The following is a 15,140-nucleotide window of genomic DNA, read 5'->3' as shown; positions in this document are numbered from 1 at the left end:
GGTTTGACTCGTCGGGCAAAACACCGGCAGGATGGCAGCATCCCCACGAACCACATCTCTCGTCCTCGCGACTAACGATCGCCTCCGCATCGAAGCGAAAGTCCGGATAGAGACGATCGTCGGCCGCGTGCCGAGCCGCGACATTTTCCGCCTGCAAGGACATGAAGTTCGACTGGGCCTGCGGGTGATTACACCCCGCGCTTCGACCCCATCGCCTCGAACCCCGCCTTCTGCTCGTCGCTCAGATCGGCCTCGAAATCGTCGAGCGCGTCGCTGACGCCGTTCACGGCTTGCAGCATCGTCTCGAGCCGCACCTTTACAGCGGAAAGACGGGCCTGCGGTGTCGGTGCTGCCTGTGATGGACAGGCGCTCAGCGTTTCCATGGTGCGCAGCGTGGTGTCCTGGAGCACGTCGAGGCGGGCGCGGCCGGTGTCGTCGAGCTTGAGCGTTGAGGCGATCTCGGCCGCGGGCCATTGCTGCTGAATGAGCTGCTCGTATTGGCGCTGCAGCTTCTCGTCGTAGCGGGGATCGCTATTCGCCTGGCAGGCCGATGTCGCCTGGGGATTCTTTTGCTGGATCGCTGCGAGCGCGGCGCGGCGATCGTTGGCCAAGCCATCGAGCTTGGCCTTCTGGTCGTCGTCGAGAAGATCAACGAATTTTGCGAGCGGCGGCGCGACGGCGTCCGTTGCCTTGATCATGGCCTCGATGCGCTCGCGCATCAGGCCGAGGCGCTCCATGGCCGTCGCCGGGACCTGCGTTGGACAGGCGGCGCGGATGGTGTCGCGCGCAGATAGCCATGCGGTCGCGAGCTCGTCGAGCGCGACGCGCTGCAATTCATTCGGCTGCAGGGCAGCGGCGATGCGATCGACCGGCAGGCCGCCAGTGTCGCTAGCATCGCAGACCGTCTCCGCGGTCGGGACTCGCCGTCCGCGCCGGCCGTGCGGCGCGGTGTAGGCGGCAAGCTCGGTGGCCGCATAGGGCGCGAAGATCGCGGCATAGATGTCGCCATAGCCATAGAGCGAGAGGCTGGTCGCATCGCCGAGGATGATTGCGGTGGTGAGATCGTCATGCGCGAACGGCCAGAACACCGGGCCTACCCAGCCGTAGCTGCCGTCGGGGTGGCGCCACCAGCCCTGCGGACGGCGGCCGCCATGCCAGCCCGACAGCGCGGCCTGCGCCGTCATCGCGGCACGCATGACGTAGGGATTGGCAGGCTGCCCTCGTTCAACACCGCGAGGATCTTGCGACCTCAACGCTGCGGAGCGATATCGGCCGCCCCGCACCGCCATCCGGGCATGGCGCAGGCGCGACATGCCGATCATGTGGCCGACGGCAAAGCGCGCGACACCGAGCGGGCCGCCGCGGAAGCCGAACTGCGCCTCGGCCCGACCTGGCAACAGCGCCGCCAGAATCACGAGGGTTGCGCCTGATAGCGCCAGCCCCAAGCGTGATCTCGACTTGACCACTGACCTGTCCACCTTGGCCCTCCTCCGGCGCCAAGCGCGCATCGCGTCGCATCACAACGACGCGCGAGGGAACCAAATGTTCCGGAAGCGCACAGGGCAAAGCGTCGCAACGCGCACCGGCAGAGCCGATGCGGTGTCACTCCGTCTTCTGCGGCACCACGAAGGTCTGGCCGGGATAGATCAGATTGGGATTGTGAATCTTGGCGCGGTTGGCGTTGTAGATCACGGCAAAGCGGGCGCCGTCGCCATAAGCGAGCCGGCTGAGCGCCCACAGGCTGTCGCCGCGGGAGATCACCCGGCTGCCGCCTGCTTCCGCCGGTGCACCGCCGACGATTTCCGCCGGTGAGGCCGATGCAACGGTCGTGGCCGCGGGAGCCCGCGCCATCACCCTGGGTTTCGCTGCGCCCATCACTCGGGGCCGGGCCGCGGGCCTGTCCGATACCGATGCCACGACGTCCGACTTGTCGTCAGGCTTGTCGGCCTTCGCCTCTTGTTTGGCCTCCTGTTTCGCCTCTTGCCTCGCGACCGGTGCAGGGCGCGCGGGGGGCGGCGCGGCTTCGGCGATCGTCACCGGCATGCTGCGGCCGGATTGCGTAACGGTGCCGTCAGGCGATTTCGCCCGCAGGGTCAGCTCATAGGAACCGGCGGGAAGCTGCGGCGGCATCATCACGAACTGGCCCGAGGCATCCGCCACCACCGTGTCGAGCGGCTTGCCGTCGCGCAACAGCTCGACCTTGGCGCCCGGCGTCGCCCGGCCCGCGATCACCGCCGCCTCGCCGTGATCGTCGACGCGGGCGACATCGAAACGGGGGCCGGTATCGGCAACCGCCGGCGGCGGCTTGACCGGTGCGAGATCGGCAAGTGCAGCCGTGACCTGCTTTTGCGTCTCGGCCAGCGCACCGGCCTTCGGCTCAGGGGCGGGGGACGCGGCCGGCGCCGGCGGCGCGTTTGCGGCGAGCTTGGGCTCTTCCGGCTTGAGTTCCGGTTTGGGTTCGACCTTGGCCTCAACCTTGGCCTCAACCTTGGGTTCGACCTTGGCCTCCGGCTTGGCGGCGACCACGCTGTCGGTCTTCGCCCCGTTCGGCAGCAGGCGACGCAGCTCGTTGGGGCCGACCACCAGCACGGCACCGCCCACCGCGAGCAGACAGAATGCAATGAAGGCCTTGGATGCGGTCACCATCGGAAACGAACCTTGATCAGGAAGAACCTTGCAAATCAATCTAGCCGGCAAGTTGCGCCGTTTTGGCCACGGCAGCAAGACGGTCGATAGGATGATGAGCCGGCACGGGGATGAACCGACGCACCCCCGCCGGTGTCAAATGCTCAAGGCCGCATCGCGGCATTTTCTTGGGAATTGTCCGTGAACGCATTTTTCCGTCCCGCACAATGGCCTGTTGGGCTCGTGCTTGCCCTCACACTGGCCGCAACTCCGGGGCTCGCCGCTTCCAGCCCGCCGCCGGAGTACATCCTCACCGACAATGCCGATCTCGCCTTCACCTCGCCCGACGGCGCCACCAGGATTGAGCAGTACATGAAGGACGGCGGAGATTTCGAAGTCAAATGGCAGGTTTGGGCGAGGCGTGGTGAACAGATGACGGAGCTGAAGCCCGAGCAGGGCTACGGGGCCAGATTCCGCTTCACGCCCGACTCGCAATGGCTGCTCCGGATGCAGAAGACCGGTTCCGGCGAGCAGGATCTCTATCTCTATCATGTCGAGAAGGGCGCCTTCGTCAGCGCGACGAAGACCTCGCTCAGCGATTTGGCCTGGGCCTATTTCCACAGCCGGCCGGACACAAGGAAGATGAAGCTCGACTACCACATCTCGGCCAATCTCGTAAAAGGCACCGAAGAGGCCTATCGCGGGCTCGGCGTGCACTGGCCCGACAACCGTTACCTCGTGATCTCGCTGTCAGGCGAAATGGACAAGCACCCGAAGAACGTCGCCGTGAAGGGATTGGCCGACTGGCGCTGCCGCTATGATCTCAAGACCGGGACCTTCGACGTGCCGGCGATGTTCGCGAAGGCAAATGCAGAAGCGCTGAGATGGGAGATCCGACGCTGAGGGAACCAACCCTCTGATTCCGTTCCGATTCATGCTTTCCTAACCCTCGCTGGTAACTGGCTCTTGTCAGTTTTGCTGCATCTTGCATCCCACGGGAGGGCTGCATGGGCACATCGATCCGGTGGAGCGCGCGCATGCGCGCGTCGCTGCGCCGTTGGCGCGGCGCGCCACTGACATGGCTGATCGCAGGCGGTTTCGTGCTGATGGCCGCAATGGCGATCGGCACCGCGCTCACCGTCGACCGCTTCCGGCAGAATGCCATCGAAGGCGGCCGCGACAGCCTGGAGAGCGCGGTCCGGTTGCTTGCCCGCCATTTCGACCGCGAGTTCGAAGACTTCGCGGTGCTGCAGAAGAGCATCATCGCCGAGCTCGAAAGCCACGGCATCGAATCCGCCGACGTCTTCCGCAGCGAGATGGGCACGCTCGCCGTGCACGAGGTGCTGCGCGCCAAAGCCAGCGGCTGGTCGGACGTTGCCGGCGCCAATGTGTTCGACGCCAAGGGCGTGCTGATCAACTCGTCGCGGCGCTGGCCGGTCGCCGATGTCTCGGTCGCCGACCGCGGCTATTTCAATCGCCTCAAGAACGATCCGGCTTCGCAGGAAGAGGTCGAGGTGGTGCCCGGACGGTTGGGCAGCGGACCGGCGATCGTGTTCGCGCGCCGCGTCTCCGGCCCCCACGGCGAATTCCTTGGGCTGGTCTCGCGCGCGATCACGCCGGACCAGCTCGAATCCTTCTTCGCCTCGAGCGGGCTCGGCGAGGAATCCTCGATCGCGATGCACCACCAGAACGGCCAGTTGCTCGCGCGCATTCCGCACGTCGACGCGATGATCGGGCAGAACTTCCGCAACGGCACGCGCGAGCAGATGGCGGTGTTCGAGCGCACCTTCGTCACGACCCAGCTCGCAAGCCCGATCGACGGCAAGGACCGCATCGTCGCCGCTCGCCTCCTGACCGGCGAGCCGCTGGTGGTGGTCGCGACCAAGTCGCTGGATGCGACGCTGGCGACATGGCACACCCAAACGAAATTCTTCGTGACCGTCGCCGTGCTGTCGATCGGCCTGCTCGTGCTGACGCTCTATTTGATCTTCCGACTGATGACGCGCAGGCTCGCCGTGGAGAAGCAGCAGCTCGACACCGCGATGAACACGATGACGCAGGGCCTCCTGATGTTCGACCAGGATGAGCGACTGATCGTCTGCAACCGGCGCTACATCGAGATGTACGGACTATCGGCCGACGTGGTGAAGCCCGGCGCGTATTTCCGCGACGTGATCCAGCATCGCCACGACACGGGCTCGTTCCACGGCGACGTCGATTCCTATTGCGACGGCATTTTGGGCAATGCCGGGCAGACGCAGAGTACGATCGTCGAGACCTCCGATGGCCGCCTGATCGAGATCAAGAACCAGCCCGGCGCCGCCGGCGGCTGGCTCGCGACCCATGACGACGTCACCGAGCGCATTCGCGCCGACGAGCGCATCGCGCATATGGCGCATTACGACGCGCTGACCGACCTGCCCAACCGCGTGCTGATGCGCGGCCATCTGGAGCGGCGCGTCGCGGAGCTTGCCCAGGGCAAGCCGTTCGCGATCCTCTATATCGACGTCGACGAGTTCAAGGGCGTCAACGATTCGCTGGGACACGAGGTCGGCGACGAGCTGCTGCGCCAGGTCGCGAACCGCCTGCGAGCCTGCATCAGCGGCAACGACATGGTGGCACGGTTGGGCGGCGACGAATTCGCCATCGTCAAGGCCGGCACCCGCGATGAGGCCGAGCTGACGGCGCTGGCCGAGCAGATCCTGAAGGCGCTGCGCGCGCCCGTAAACTACAATGGCCAGGAAATCCCGACCGGTGCCAGCATCGGCATCGCGATCGCGCCCGACCACGGCGACAATCTCGACGATCTGCTCAAGCGCGCGGATCTCGCGATGTATGCGGCGAAATCCGAGGGCCGCCGCACCTTCCGCGTCTTCGCGCCCGAATACGACGCCAAGGCGCGGCTGCGCCGCCAGCTTGAGTTCGATCTGCGGCAGGCGCTGCCCCGCGGCGAGTTCGAGGTGCACTACCAGCCGCTGGTCGATCTCGCGGCCAATGTCGTCACCGGCTGCGAAGCGCTGCTGCGCTGGCACCATCCGGAGCGCGGCATGGTCTCGCCCGCCGACTTCATCCCGGTCGCGGAAGAGACCGGATTGATCGGCGAGATCGGCGAATGGGTGCTGAGGCAGGCCTGCCTCGAGGCAGCCTCCTGGCCCGGCCAGATCCAGATCGCGGTCAACGTCTCACCGGTGCAGTTCCGCTCGCGGACGCTGGCGCTGAAGGTCGCCGCCGCGCTCGCCGAGTCGGGTCTCGCGCCCGGACGGCTCGAGCTCGAGATCACCGAGACCGTCCTGATCCGCGACGACCAGGAGGCGCTGACGATCCTGCAGCAGCTGCGCGAGCTCGGCGTGCGCATCGCGCTGGACGATTTCGGCACCGGCTATTCGTCGCTGAGCTACCTGCATCGTTTCCCGTTCGACAAGATCAAGATCGACCGCAGCTTCATCAGCGACATCGGCCAGTCCGAGGATTCGTCGCCGATCGTGCAGGCGGTGGTGCACATGGCCGCCGCCCGTCACATGGCGACGACCGCGGAAGGCGTCGAGACCGAAGCCCAGCGCGAAGTGCTGCTCCAGCTCGGATGCAGCCAGATGCAGGGCTGGCTGTTCAGCCCTGCCGTGCCGGCGGCGAAACTGAAGCAGCTGTTGCTGGCACAGGCAGTGGCGGCTTAGCCGCGCACTGCCGCACGCTTTGGCATAAAGCATTTCCCTCCACTCCCGCCCGCCGTGCGTTCGCGAAAGCGCCGGCCGGCTTGGAGCAGGATCAGACAAAGCATGGCGGGTTCAGGAAATACGCCCGGCAATCGCGGCGCCTAGAACACGCGCCGTTCCGTACAAACACGGGACGACTGATCGAAACCCCGAGCTGATCAGGAGGCGCCACACCATGACCGGGAACACCGCACTCATGCGCAATCCCTCGCACAAGGGCTTGCCGCCCGCACCCGACGCACAGCCTGACGACCGCTCGACGTGCGAGCGGCGCGCCGCCGACGCGGAGATGGCGCGCGTGCTCAGGACCGAGCCGTTGCGCATGGCGCTCGACTCCTCCGGTGCCGGTATCGCGCACTGGAAGCATGATGCGCTGCACGACGTCGTCGAGCCCATGCGCCACCACGTGATCATGGCGCATAAAGGCGTGATGCAACGCATGGAGCGGCGGTCGGGAAAATCGATCGCAATCGGCACGTTTCGTCCGGGGGTCGTGAACATCGTTCCGGAAGGGTCGAGCTCCCGATGGGACATTCCGAAGCCCGTCGACGTCGTGCAGCTTTACCTTCCGGACGCAACGCTGCAGCGCGTCGCCGGCGAGGCAGGGACCGCCGGGCCCGCCGAATTGATGGAGCGAACAGCGCATCCCGACACAATCACGTCCCGACTGCTCCTGAGCGCGGCGGATTCGCTGGCGGGCCATGGCGTGCTTGATACGCTGTTCCGGCATCAGCTCACGGATCTTCTGGCCACGCGCCTTTTGGCTGCGCATGCGGGATCGCCGAGCACGTTCCAGCCGACCATGGGCGGGCTGGCGCCGAAGGTCCTGCTCCGTGCGATCGAACGATTGCGCTCCGATGGCGAAGCGGACGTCTCGCTCGATGCGCTGGCATCCGATGCCGGTCTGTCGCGCTTTCATTTCTGCCGGTCCTTCAAGGAGAGCACCGGGCTGTCGCCGCATGCCTGGCTGCGCCAGCACCGGCTCGAGCAGGCCATGAAGATGCTGCGGGAGAGCGACGAATCGATCGTCTCGGTCGCCGCCGCGCTTGGCTACTCCTCGCAGACCGCCTTCGCCGCGGCATTCAAGAAGCTGACGGGCGAGACGCCGAGCGATTGGCGCAGGCGCATGCGTTAGCAGCAATCTCTCGACAGCGACGGCAATCGCGCTGGGGCAACGGCAAATCGGGTCAGCTACATCGTCTCCATGTCCAGACCAATCGAGGGAGACCAAAGATGACCTGGAAAAACTCCGTCAGCCGACGGTTGATCTCATCACGCCAACGAAGCCTCGCGACCGCGACCTTGTACGGACTCTCGCTGGCCGTTCGCTTCACGTCGGCGACCGGCGAAGAAGTGGAAATTCCGGCCTACACCATGCACCCGGCACAGCCGCCCGTTTCCATCATGATCCGCAATGGCCCCGGTCTTCCCTATCAGGACTGGGGTCGAAATGAGCTTCAGCCCGTCGTCCTAGGTTACGGCCAGCGACCGAATTCGCTGCAGGCACGCTGCATCGCGCCCTAAGGCCAGCGATCCAACCCACCCCACGCGCCGACGCCGGACGCTGCCCTCCACGCAGCAGCGCGGTCGCGCGCGGTCTTTCGAACAGCAACCAAGGAGAAAATCCATGCGACTCGTCATCATCGGGGCCGGCTTCGCCGGCATGTACGCCGCCCTTTCCGCAGCCCGGCTGCGCGACATCAGGGGCGCCTCGCCGCAGGATCTGCAGATCGCGCTCGTCTCACCGGAGCCGACGCTGGTGGTCCGTCCGCGACTCTACGAGTCGAAGCCGGAAACCCTGACGGCCCCGCTGCTCGACGTCCTCGAGGCGATCGACGTCGATTACATCCAGGGTAGCGCCGAGACGATCAACACCGAGGCCAGAACGGTGCAGATCACGCCCGCGAAAGGCCCGCGCAAGACGCTGTCCTACGACCGCCTCGTCGTGACCACCGGCAGCCGGCTGTTCCGTCCGAACATTCCGGGCCTCGCCGAGCACGGCTTCAGCGTCGATTCGCTCGACGATGCCGTTGCGCTCGACAAGCATCTGCATGGCCTCGCGAAGCGGCCCGCCGCGAACGGACGCGACACGGTCGTCGTCGCCGGCGGCGGCTTCACCGGGATCGAAGCGGCCACCGAAATGCCGACGCGGCTGCGCGAAATCCTGGGCACCGACGCCAAGACTCGCGTCGTCATCGTCGAGCGCAACACTGCGATCGCACCCGACATGGGCGCTGGCCCCCGCCCCGTCATTGAGGAAGCCCTGCGCAAGGTTGGCGTAGAGACATGGCTCGGCGCCGGCGTCGCCGCGCTCGACGCGGCCGGCGTCACCCTGTCCAGCGGTGAACACATCGAAACCGAGACGGTGATCTGGGCAGCGGGCATTCGTGCGGCGCCTCTGACCGCGCAGATTCCCGCCGAGCGCGACAATTTCGGACGGTTGCTGGTCGATCGCTGCTTGCAGGTGCCAGGCGTTCAGGGTGTCTTCGCGGCCGGCGACGCAGCACGCGCCGCCTGCGACGACGAGGGCAATTACGCACTGATGTCGTGCCAGCACGCCACGCGGATGGGCGCCTTTGCCGGCAACAATGCCGCGGCCGAATTGCTCGGCGTTCCGACCAGGCCCTATCACCAGAAGGCCTACGTCACCTGCCTCGACCTCGGCGAAGCCGGCGCGCTGTTCACACGCGGATGGGAGCGCAAGGTCGAGCTGGTCGGCGACGTCGCCAAGAAGACCAAGCGTGAGATCAACACCGTCTGGATCTATCCGCCGAAGGCGGAGCGCGCCCTGGCGCTCGCGTCGGCCGATCCGGAACGGGTGACCAGCCTCTAACCCACCAAGCGATCACGGCCGCGCTCTCCCCCGGCGGCGCAGCCCGTTCAACAGGACCAGCCGGAAGCCTCAACCCTCGAACAGGAAGACCAACATGAATCTGCACAACACCTCATTTCCCGTGTCGTCGGGACCCGAAGAGCTCGTTCCGTCGCGCTACGCGCTGAAGATCGGCGAGATCGACGTGCTGGTGGTCAGCGACGGCGTGCTGCCGCTGCCGACCAAGATGCTCGCGCACAACGCCGACCCGGCGGTGCGGGCGACCTGGCTGCACGACATGTTCCTGCCGCAGGACGCTTTCGACTGGGCACTGAACGCCGTCATGGTCCGCAGCGCCGGCAAGACCATCCTCATCGACGCCGGACTGGGCTCGGACCCGAACCTGAACTTGCCGCGCGCCGGGCAGTTGATCAGGCGACTGGCGGTCGCCGGCATCGATCTCGCGGCGGTGACCGATCTGGTGCTGACCCATCTGCACATGGACCACATTGGCGGCCTGCTGGTCGACGGCGTGAAGGAGCAGCTGCGCAAGGACCTGCGGATCCACGTCGCCGCCGCCGAGGTCAAGTTCTGGGAACAGCCTGATTTCTCCCGCACCGCCATGCCGGAAGGGTTTCCGGACGCGCTTCGATCGACCGCCAAGCAGTTCCTGAAGGAGTACGGCCCTCAGCTGCGGCTGTTCGATGACGAGCACGAGATTGCGCCTGGCGTCGTCGCCCGTCGCACCGGCGGTCACACCCCCGGACACAGCGTGGTTCGCATGGCGGCCGGCGACGACGCGCTGACATTCGCCGGTGATGCCGTGTTTGCCGTCGGGTTCGAACAACCCGACTGGCACAACGGTTTCGAGCACGACCCCGAGGAAGCGGTGCGCGTTCGCATCCGTCTGTTGCGACAGCTTGCCGAGACCGGCGAGATGCTGGTGGCGACGCACCTGCCGTTCCCGTCCCTGGGCCGCGTGGCAGCCGACGGCGACGCCTTTCGTTGGGTGCCGGTGTTCTGGGACTACTGACCGCTTGCCGGGTGAGAGCTGAAGCAGGGCGCGGACTCGTGGCACCGATGAGTTCGCGCCCTTGAAAATAGGATCAAACATCGACCCTCGCGGTTGCCCCGCTGAGACGGCTGGAACCCGATCGGCGGGCGCCAGCCGGCATTGTGTCACGTGCAGCGGGCGGCTGTTCGTCTGCGCTCGTGCGCGCACGAGATCGAGCGAGGCGATATGGCGATCCCGGCATTCAGGATGATCACTCTCGTAGCGGTTGCTGCCATGATCGGCCCATCCGTGCAGGCCCGCGACGACGGTCGCTACGCGAACTCTCCCCTCAAGGGCTGGTTCGAGAGCCTGCGCAGCAAGGGCGGCGGTCCCTGCTGTGCCGACGCCGACGGCACGGCGCTGGACGATGTCGACTGGGACACGAGAGATGGACATTATCGCGTCCGACTTCTGGGCGACTGGATCGAGGTACCCGACGACACCGTGATCACCGAGCCGAACCGCGCCGGCCGCACCATGGTCTGGCCGTACTACATCAACGGCCGCGCCATGATTCGCTGCTTCATGCCCGGCAGCATGACTTGAAATTTTGACTTCTGATGTCCCCGGGCTCGGCGCAGCATGCGATGATGCGCCGTTGAAGCGGCCGGCGTGGGTTCACTTCACTTGCTTGGCCGCGTGGATCTCGACGAACTCGGAGTCGGGATGGGCGACGATGGTGGCGAACATGATGCCGCTGATGATCAGCGACCAGGCGGTGTTCCAATAAATCCAAAACACGTGCCAGCCTCCGTTTCGATCTGCTCCGCCCGCGGGATCAGGGTAACGGCAAGGCGAGGTTGCCGTTCCCAATGCGCGGGCGGCCCGGGCGAGGTGCTATTTTGGTTTGGTCGGCGCGGAGTTGGGATCGGTTTGGCCGGTGTGGCGCTTTGCCACGACGTCCTCATCGCGCTCGCCCTGACGCGGGCGCGGCGGCGACTTGGGCTGGCCGGCCTGACCGCCATGCTTGCCGCCCATGTCGGGCTTACCTTCAAGATCGTTTTCACGGGGCATGCCGGTTCAATGCGCTCGCGCGGCATTGGTTCGCTTCGCCTGTGAACGAGTTCATAGGATCGCCGCGATTTGCAGTGCACGATCGCCAGGCGCGCCGCCCCCGGGGAGCATTCTCATCCATATGACTGACGGATTCGGCCTGATGCGGAAACGACTCGTCGCCTGGACGATCCTGACCTGCGCGCTGCTCGCGGTCACCGTGTGGACCGTGCTCGGGCCGCCCGACACCCCGCCGGGGCCCCATCTGCCCTCCCGCACGGCGGCAATCCGCTAGACGTCCGACCGATACCATTTCGGCATCGATCGATCCCAATTGGAATTTGGTGCGGCGGGGCGGCTGCCGCTATCCTCGCCGGCAAAACGACAAATGCCGCACCGGCATCCAGGAGGGACCCCATGTTGAGACCGACCCGACGCATCGCATCCGGCGTACCCCGCGCCGCGATCGCCACCACGCTTGCTTTCCTCACCCTCATTTCTGGAGTCCGCGCCGGCATGGCCGACACCTTCGCCTACATCGGCAACGCCGACAGCAACGACATCAGCGTGTTCAAGATGGCCGAGAGCGGCGAGATGACGCCCGTGCAGACGGCCGCCTTCACCGGCGTCGAAAAGCCCGGCTCCTCGACGCCGCTCGCGATCACGCCCGATCATCGCGTGCTGATCGCCGGCGTTCGCTCGCAGCCGTTTCTCGCGGTGAGCTTTGCGATCGATCCGAAGACGGGCCAGCTCAGCCATATCGGCAACGGCCCGCTCGCCGACAGCATGGCCTATATCGCCTTCGACCGCGGCGGCAAATTCCTGCTCAGCGCCTCCTATGGCGGCAACAAGGTCGCGCTGAATCCGCTGCTTGCCAACGGCGTCGTGGGCGAGCCGAAGCAGGTGATCCCGACCGGGCTGAACGCGCACGCCGTCCTGCCCTCGCCCGACAACCGCTTCGCGTTCGCGACCAATCTCGGCTCCGACCAGATCCTGGCCTTCACGTTCGATGCCACGACCGGTACGCTCACGCCGAGCGATCCGCCGGCTCACAAGGTGCCGGAGAAATCGGGGCCTCGGCATTTCGTGTTCCACCCCAACGGCAAGTTCATCTACCTCCTCCACGAACTGAACGGCGACGTCGCGGCGTTCGCCTATGAGGCGAAAGGCGGCGCATTGGACGAGATCCAGCGCACCACCGCGCTGCCGGAAGGCTTTTCGGGAAAGCCCTGGGCCGCCGACATCCACGTCACCCCCGACGGCCGTTTCCTCTACGCCTCCGAGCGCACCACCAGCACGCTCACCGCCTACAAGATCGATGCGACAACCGGCAAGCTGACCACGATCGGCAGCGTGCCGACCGAGAAGCAACCGCGCGGCTTTCATATCGATCCCGGCGGGCGCTATCTCGCCGCGGTCGGCGAGCTCTCCGACAGCATGACCGTCTATGCCATCGACCAAAGCAGCGGCGCGCTGACCAAGCTGAAATCCTACGCCACCGGCAAGAAGCCGAACTGGGTGGAGTTCTTGAGCCTGCCGTGAGGGGGCCGATACCTCCTCGTCGTCATGGCCGGGCCGGGCATGACGAGTTGATTGGGCGGCGACCACCGGCGAACCTCTTTGCTTGTGCGGCGACTAATTCAACGGGCGGCATCGCGCCGCCCGTGCTGCTGCGGCATTCTCATCCGGCCGGCCCATGGTCCGCCGCAATTGCTTCTGCTAACGATGAGGCCGTCAAGGCCCCAACCGGAATGACCCATGCGTTCATTGCCTGCGCGTTCTGTTTCCAGACATCTCGTTGCGCTCACCGGACTGCTGTTGCTGTCCGCCCAGCCCGCTGCCGCCGCCGATGACGACGCGCCCAAGGGGCCGGCGGTCACGGTGCTGAAGGTCGCAAAATCCTGTTTCTCCGACATCGTCGAGGGCACCGGCACCATCATCGCGCGCGAGGCAAGCTCGGTGCGGCCGGAGCGGCCCGGCCTGAAGGTGACGGAGGTGCTGGCGGAAGCCGGCGACACCGCCACCGCAGGCCAAGTGCTGGCGCGGCTGGCGCTGCCCGAGGGCGGCACGCTTCAGGTCACCGCGCCCGTGGCGGGTGTGATCGCGACGTCGACCGCGCAGATCGGCAACCTCGCCTCCGCCAAAGGCGAGGCGCTGTTCACGATCGTGGCGCGCAGCGAGTACGATCTCGTCGCCCTGGTCGCGACCAGCGATATGCGCAAGCTCGCGGTCAACCAGGTGGCGACCGTGCGCATCGCCGGCGCCGGCGATATCGACGGCAAGGTGCGCCGCATCGGCCCGACGGTCGAGCCGAACATCCAGCAGGGCATGGTCTATATCGGCATTTCCTCACAGAAGCGGCTGTTGCTGAATGCGAGCGGCCGCGCGCTGATCAAGTCCGGGCAGAGCTGCAACGTCGCGGTGCCGCTGACCTCGGTGCAATATTCCTCCGCCGGCACCGTCGTGCAGGTGATCCGCCGCAACCGCGTCGAGACCAAGCGTGTCGAGGTCGGGCTGATGTCGGGCGGCAATATCGAGATCCGCGACGGCCTCAATGAAGGCGATATCGTCGTCGCCCGCGCCGGCGCGCTGCTGCGCGAAGGCGATCCGGTGCGCACCGTGATGGCCGCGGAAGCGGCGAAGTAATCTCTACGATCGTCATTGCGAGGAGCAAAGCGACGAAGCAATCCAGGATCTTTCCGCGGGAAGATTCTGGATTTCTTCGCTGCGCTCGCAATGACGATGTGATTGCAGATGTGCGCTGAGCACGTAGGTCGTAGGGTGGATTAGCCGAAGGCGTAATCCACCTATTTGCTTTCCACGCTGACGAGAGAGAGGTGGTGGATTACGCTTCGCTAATCCACCCTACCAGCGCTAAGAAAAACTAGCCGCCGGCTTCGCCGAAATGGACGTCCTCGAGCAGCGAGGAAGAGACGGACGGGACCTGGTCGCCTTCGCTGGCGCGGGAGATGGCAAGGCGGGTCTTGTTGAAGACGCTCTCGGCGCTGCCCTGCGCATTGAGGTTGTTGAGGAACTCGCTGACCAGCACGCTGTGCTCGCCCTTGCCGTCGTCGACGACCTTGCCGGGCGAAGCCGAGGAGAGGATCAGCGCATTGTCGGTCGCGCTGATCGGCGCGAGGCCGTGGCTGTAGGACCGGAAACGGCGCTCGTAGGGGTTGCGGCGGGAGGCGTCGACCACGACGAGCTTGGCCTTGGCGCCCTGCTCCTTCATCATGTCGAGAACGCCCTCGATGGAGATGCCCTGGCGGCGGACGTCGTTTTCCTTCCAGATCGCGGCATCGACCGGCAGCATGTAGCTCTCGCGGCCGGCCTGCACTCCGTAGCCGCCGAAGAACAGCATGACGACGGTGTCGCGCTTGATCCGGGACTTCAGGCGATTGACCGCGCGGACCATGTCGTCCTTGGTCGCGTCTTCCACCATGTCGACGTCAAAACCGTTCTTGCGCAGCGACGAGGACAGCGCGCGGGCGTCGTTGATCGACTGCGTCAGCGGCGCGGTGGCGTCGGGGTAATGTCCATTGCCGATGACGAGGGCGAGACGCGAGGCCTGGCCGATCGAGCCGGTGACCTGGTCGGTCGAAACGGCCTTGGCGGCATCGAGCGCCCGCATGTTGAGGGCAGCATGGGCGCCGATCACGAGCGAGACCGTGCCGATGAGGGCTGCGGCCACCGCGATCGTGCGTCGGGAAATGTCGAGCTGCGTTACATTCATCTCGCGTCATTCCTGTCAGTGCCAAAGACCAGCCAAGCACGCGCACACTGTTTGAGTAGCGCGATAGCGTCTTTGGGTTTGAGGGATTGGCCGGGGGTGTGCCCCCGAATTGCGCGCAATTTGCGGCGCCGCACCAAACAAACCCTTAACCGGATATCGCCTCCCCCGCAATAGATCGCCGAAAATTTGAGCTAAGTCTCTGTAATCATGATC

Annotated in this window: 15 protein-coding genes; 10 read left to right on the top strand and 5 right to left on the bottom strand. The window is 65.8% G+C overall.

The annotated features are described in order from the left end of the window. Positions 1–188 precede the first annotated feature (188 nt). Together ABIB66_RS39395 and ABIB66_RS39390 are read right to left on the bottom strand one after the other, a co-directional pair. Positions 189–1,508, bottom strand: coding sequence for a Spy/CpxP family protein refolding chaperone (locus ABIB66_RS39395; protein WP_354210691.1), 1,320 nt, complete (start codon positions 1,506–1,508; stop codon positions 189–191). A 94-nt stretch (positions 1,509–1,602) separates the two neighbouring features. Continuing rightward, a complete protein-coding gene (locus tag ABIB66_RS39390) occupies positions 1,603–2,646 on the bottom strand; it encodes a LysM peptidoglycan-binding domain-containing protein (protein ID WP_354210692.1) in 1,044 nt (347 codons plus the stop codon). Positions 2,647–2,826: 180 nt separating this feature from the next. Here ABIB66_RS39390 and ABIB66_RS39385 point away from each other — a divergent pair, with 180 nt between their 5' ends. The 7 genes from ABIB66_RS39385 (at position 2,827) to ABIB66_RS39355 (ending at position 10,747) form a co-directional block, all read left to right on the top strand. Continuing rightward, positions 2,827–3,528, top strand: a complete 702-nt coding sequence (locus ABIB66_RS39385) for a hypothetical protein (RefSeq protein WP_354210693.1) — start codon at positions 2,827–2,829, stop codon at positions 3,526–3,528. Between the two features lie 104 nt (positions 3,529–3,632). After that, positions 3,633–6,296, top strand: a complete 2,664-nt coding sequence (locus ABIB66_RS39380; protein ID WP_354063283.1) for a bifunctional diguanylate cyclase/phosphodiesterase — start codon at positions 3,633–3,635, stop codon at positions 6,294–6,296. A 214-nt stretch (positions 6,297–6,510) separates the two neighbouring features. Next, a complete protein-coding gene (locus ABIB66_RS39375) occupies positions 6,511–7,470 on the top strand; it encodes a helix-turn-helix domain-containing protein (RefSeq protein WP_354210694.1) in 960 nt (319 codons plus the stop codon). A 98-nt stretch (positions 7,471–7,568) separates the two neighbouring features. Next, complete coding sequence (locus tag ABIB66_RS39370) at positions 7,569–7,859, top strand: hypothetical protein (protein WP_354210695.1); 291 nt, start codon at positions 7,569–7,571, stop codon at positions 7,857–7,859. Between the two features lie 103 nt (positions 7,860–7,962). Continuing rightward, positions 7,963–9,168, top strand: a complete 1,206-nt coding sequence (locus tag ABIB66_RS39365) for an NAD(P)/FAD-dependent oxidoreductase (protein WP_354210696.1) — start codon at positions 7,963–7,965, stop codon at positions 9,166–9,168. A gap of 94 nt (positions 9,169–9,262) precedes the next feature. Beyond that, the gene (locus ABIB66_RS39360; protein ID WP_354210697.1) at positions 9,263–10,180 is read left to right on the top strand and encodes an MBL fold metallo-hydrolase; all 918 of its coding nucleotides are present in this window, start codon (positions 9,263–9,265) and stop codon (positions 10,178–10,180) included. Between the two features lie 207 nt (positions 10,181–10,387). Beyond that, positions 10,388–10,747 carry a hypothetical protein gene (locus tag ABIB66_RS39355; RefSeq protein WP_473320174.1) on the top strand — a complete coding sequence of 120 codons (360 nt, stop codon included), beginning with the start codon at positions 10,388–10,390 and terminating at the stop codon, positions 10,745–10,747. 72 nt (positions 10,748–10,819) lie between these two features. Here ABIB66_RS39355 and ABIB66_RS39350 read toward each other — a convergent pair whose 3' ends face one another. Both ABIB66_RS39350 and ABIB66_RS39345 read right to left on the bottom strand, forming a co-directional pair. Then, positions 10,820–10,942, bottom strand: coding sequence for a hypothetical protein (locus ABIB66_RS39350; protein WP_354063273.1), 123 nt, complete (start codon positions 10,940–10,942; stop codon positions 10,820–10,822). Between the two features lie 96 nt (positions 10,943–11,038). Further along, a complete protein-coding gene (locus ABIB66_RS39345) occupies positions 11,039–11,215 on the bottom strand; it encodes a hypothetical protein (RefSeq protein WP_157642977.1) in 177 nt (58 codons plus the stop codon). A gap of 142 nt (positions 11,216–11,357) precedes the next feature. On the opposite strand from ABIB66_RS39345, the gene ABIB66_RS39340 reads away from it, so the two are divergent. The 3 genes from ABIB66_RS39340 (at position 11,358) to ABIB66_RS39330 (ending at position 13,840) form a co-directional block, all read left to right on the top strand. After that, positions 11,358–11,489 (top strand): hypothetical protein, encoded by a 132-nt coding sequence (locus ABIB66_RS39340; RefSeq protein ID WP_354063270.1) that lies wholly within the window; start codon positions 11,358–11,360, stop codon positions 11,487–11,489. A gap of 122 nt (positions 11,490–11,611) precedes the next feature. Beyond that, complete coding sequence (locus tag ABIB66_RS39335; RefSeq protein ID WP_354210699.1) at positions 11,612–12,736, top strand: lactonase family protein; 1,125 nt, start codon at positions 11,612–11,614, stop codon at positions 12,734–12,736. A 216-nt stretch (positions 12,737–12,952) separates the two neighbouring features. After that, positions 12,953–13,840: an efflux RND transporter periplasmic adaptor subunit gene (locus ABIB66_RS39330; protein WP_354210700.1), complete on the top strand. Its 888-nt coding sequence runs from the start codon at positions 12,953–12,955 to the stop codon at positions 13,838–13,840. A gap of 238 nt (positions 13,841–14,078) precedes the next feature. On the opposite strand, the gene ABIB66_RS39325 is transcribed toward ABIB66_RS39330, so the two are convergent. After that, positions 14,079–14,927: a caspase family protein gene (locus tag ABIB66_RS39325; RefSeq protein WP_275174404.1), complete on the bottom strand. Its 849-nt coding sequence runs from the start codon at positions 14,925–14,927 to the stop codon at positions 14,079–14,081. Positions 14,928–15,140 lie beyond the last annotated feature (213 nt).

It is taken from the genome of Bradyrhizobium sp. F1.13.3, assembly GCF_040548265.1.
GTDB lineage: Bacteria > Pseudomonadota > Alphaproteobacteria > Rhizobiales > Xanthobacteraceae > Bradyrhizobium.
The sequence above is the reverse complement of the archived record's forward strand: the minus strand, read 5'-3'. Positions and strand labels throughout refer to the sequence as shown.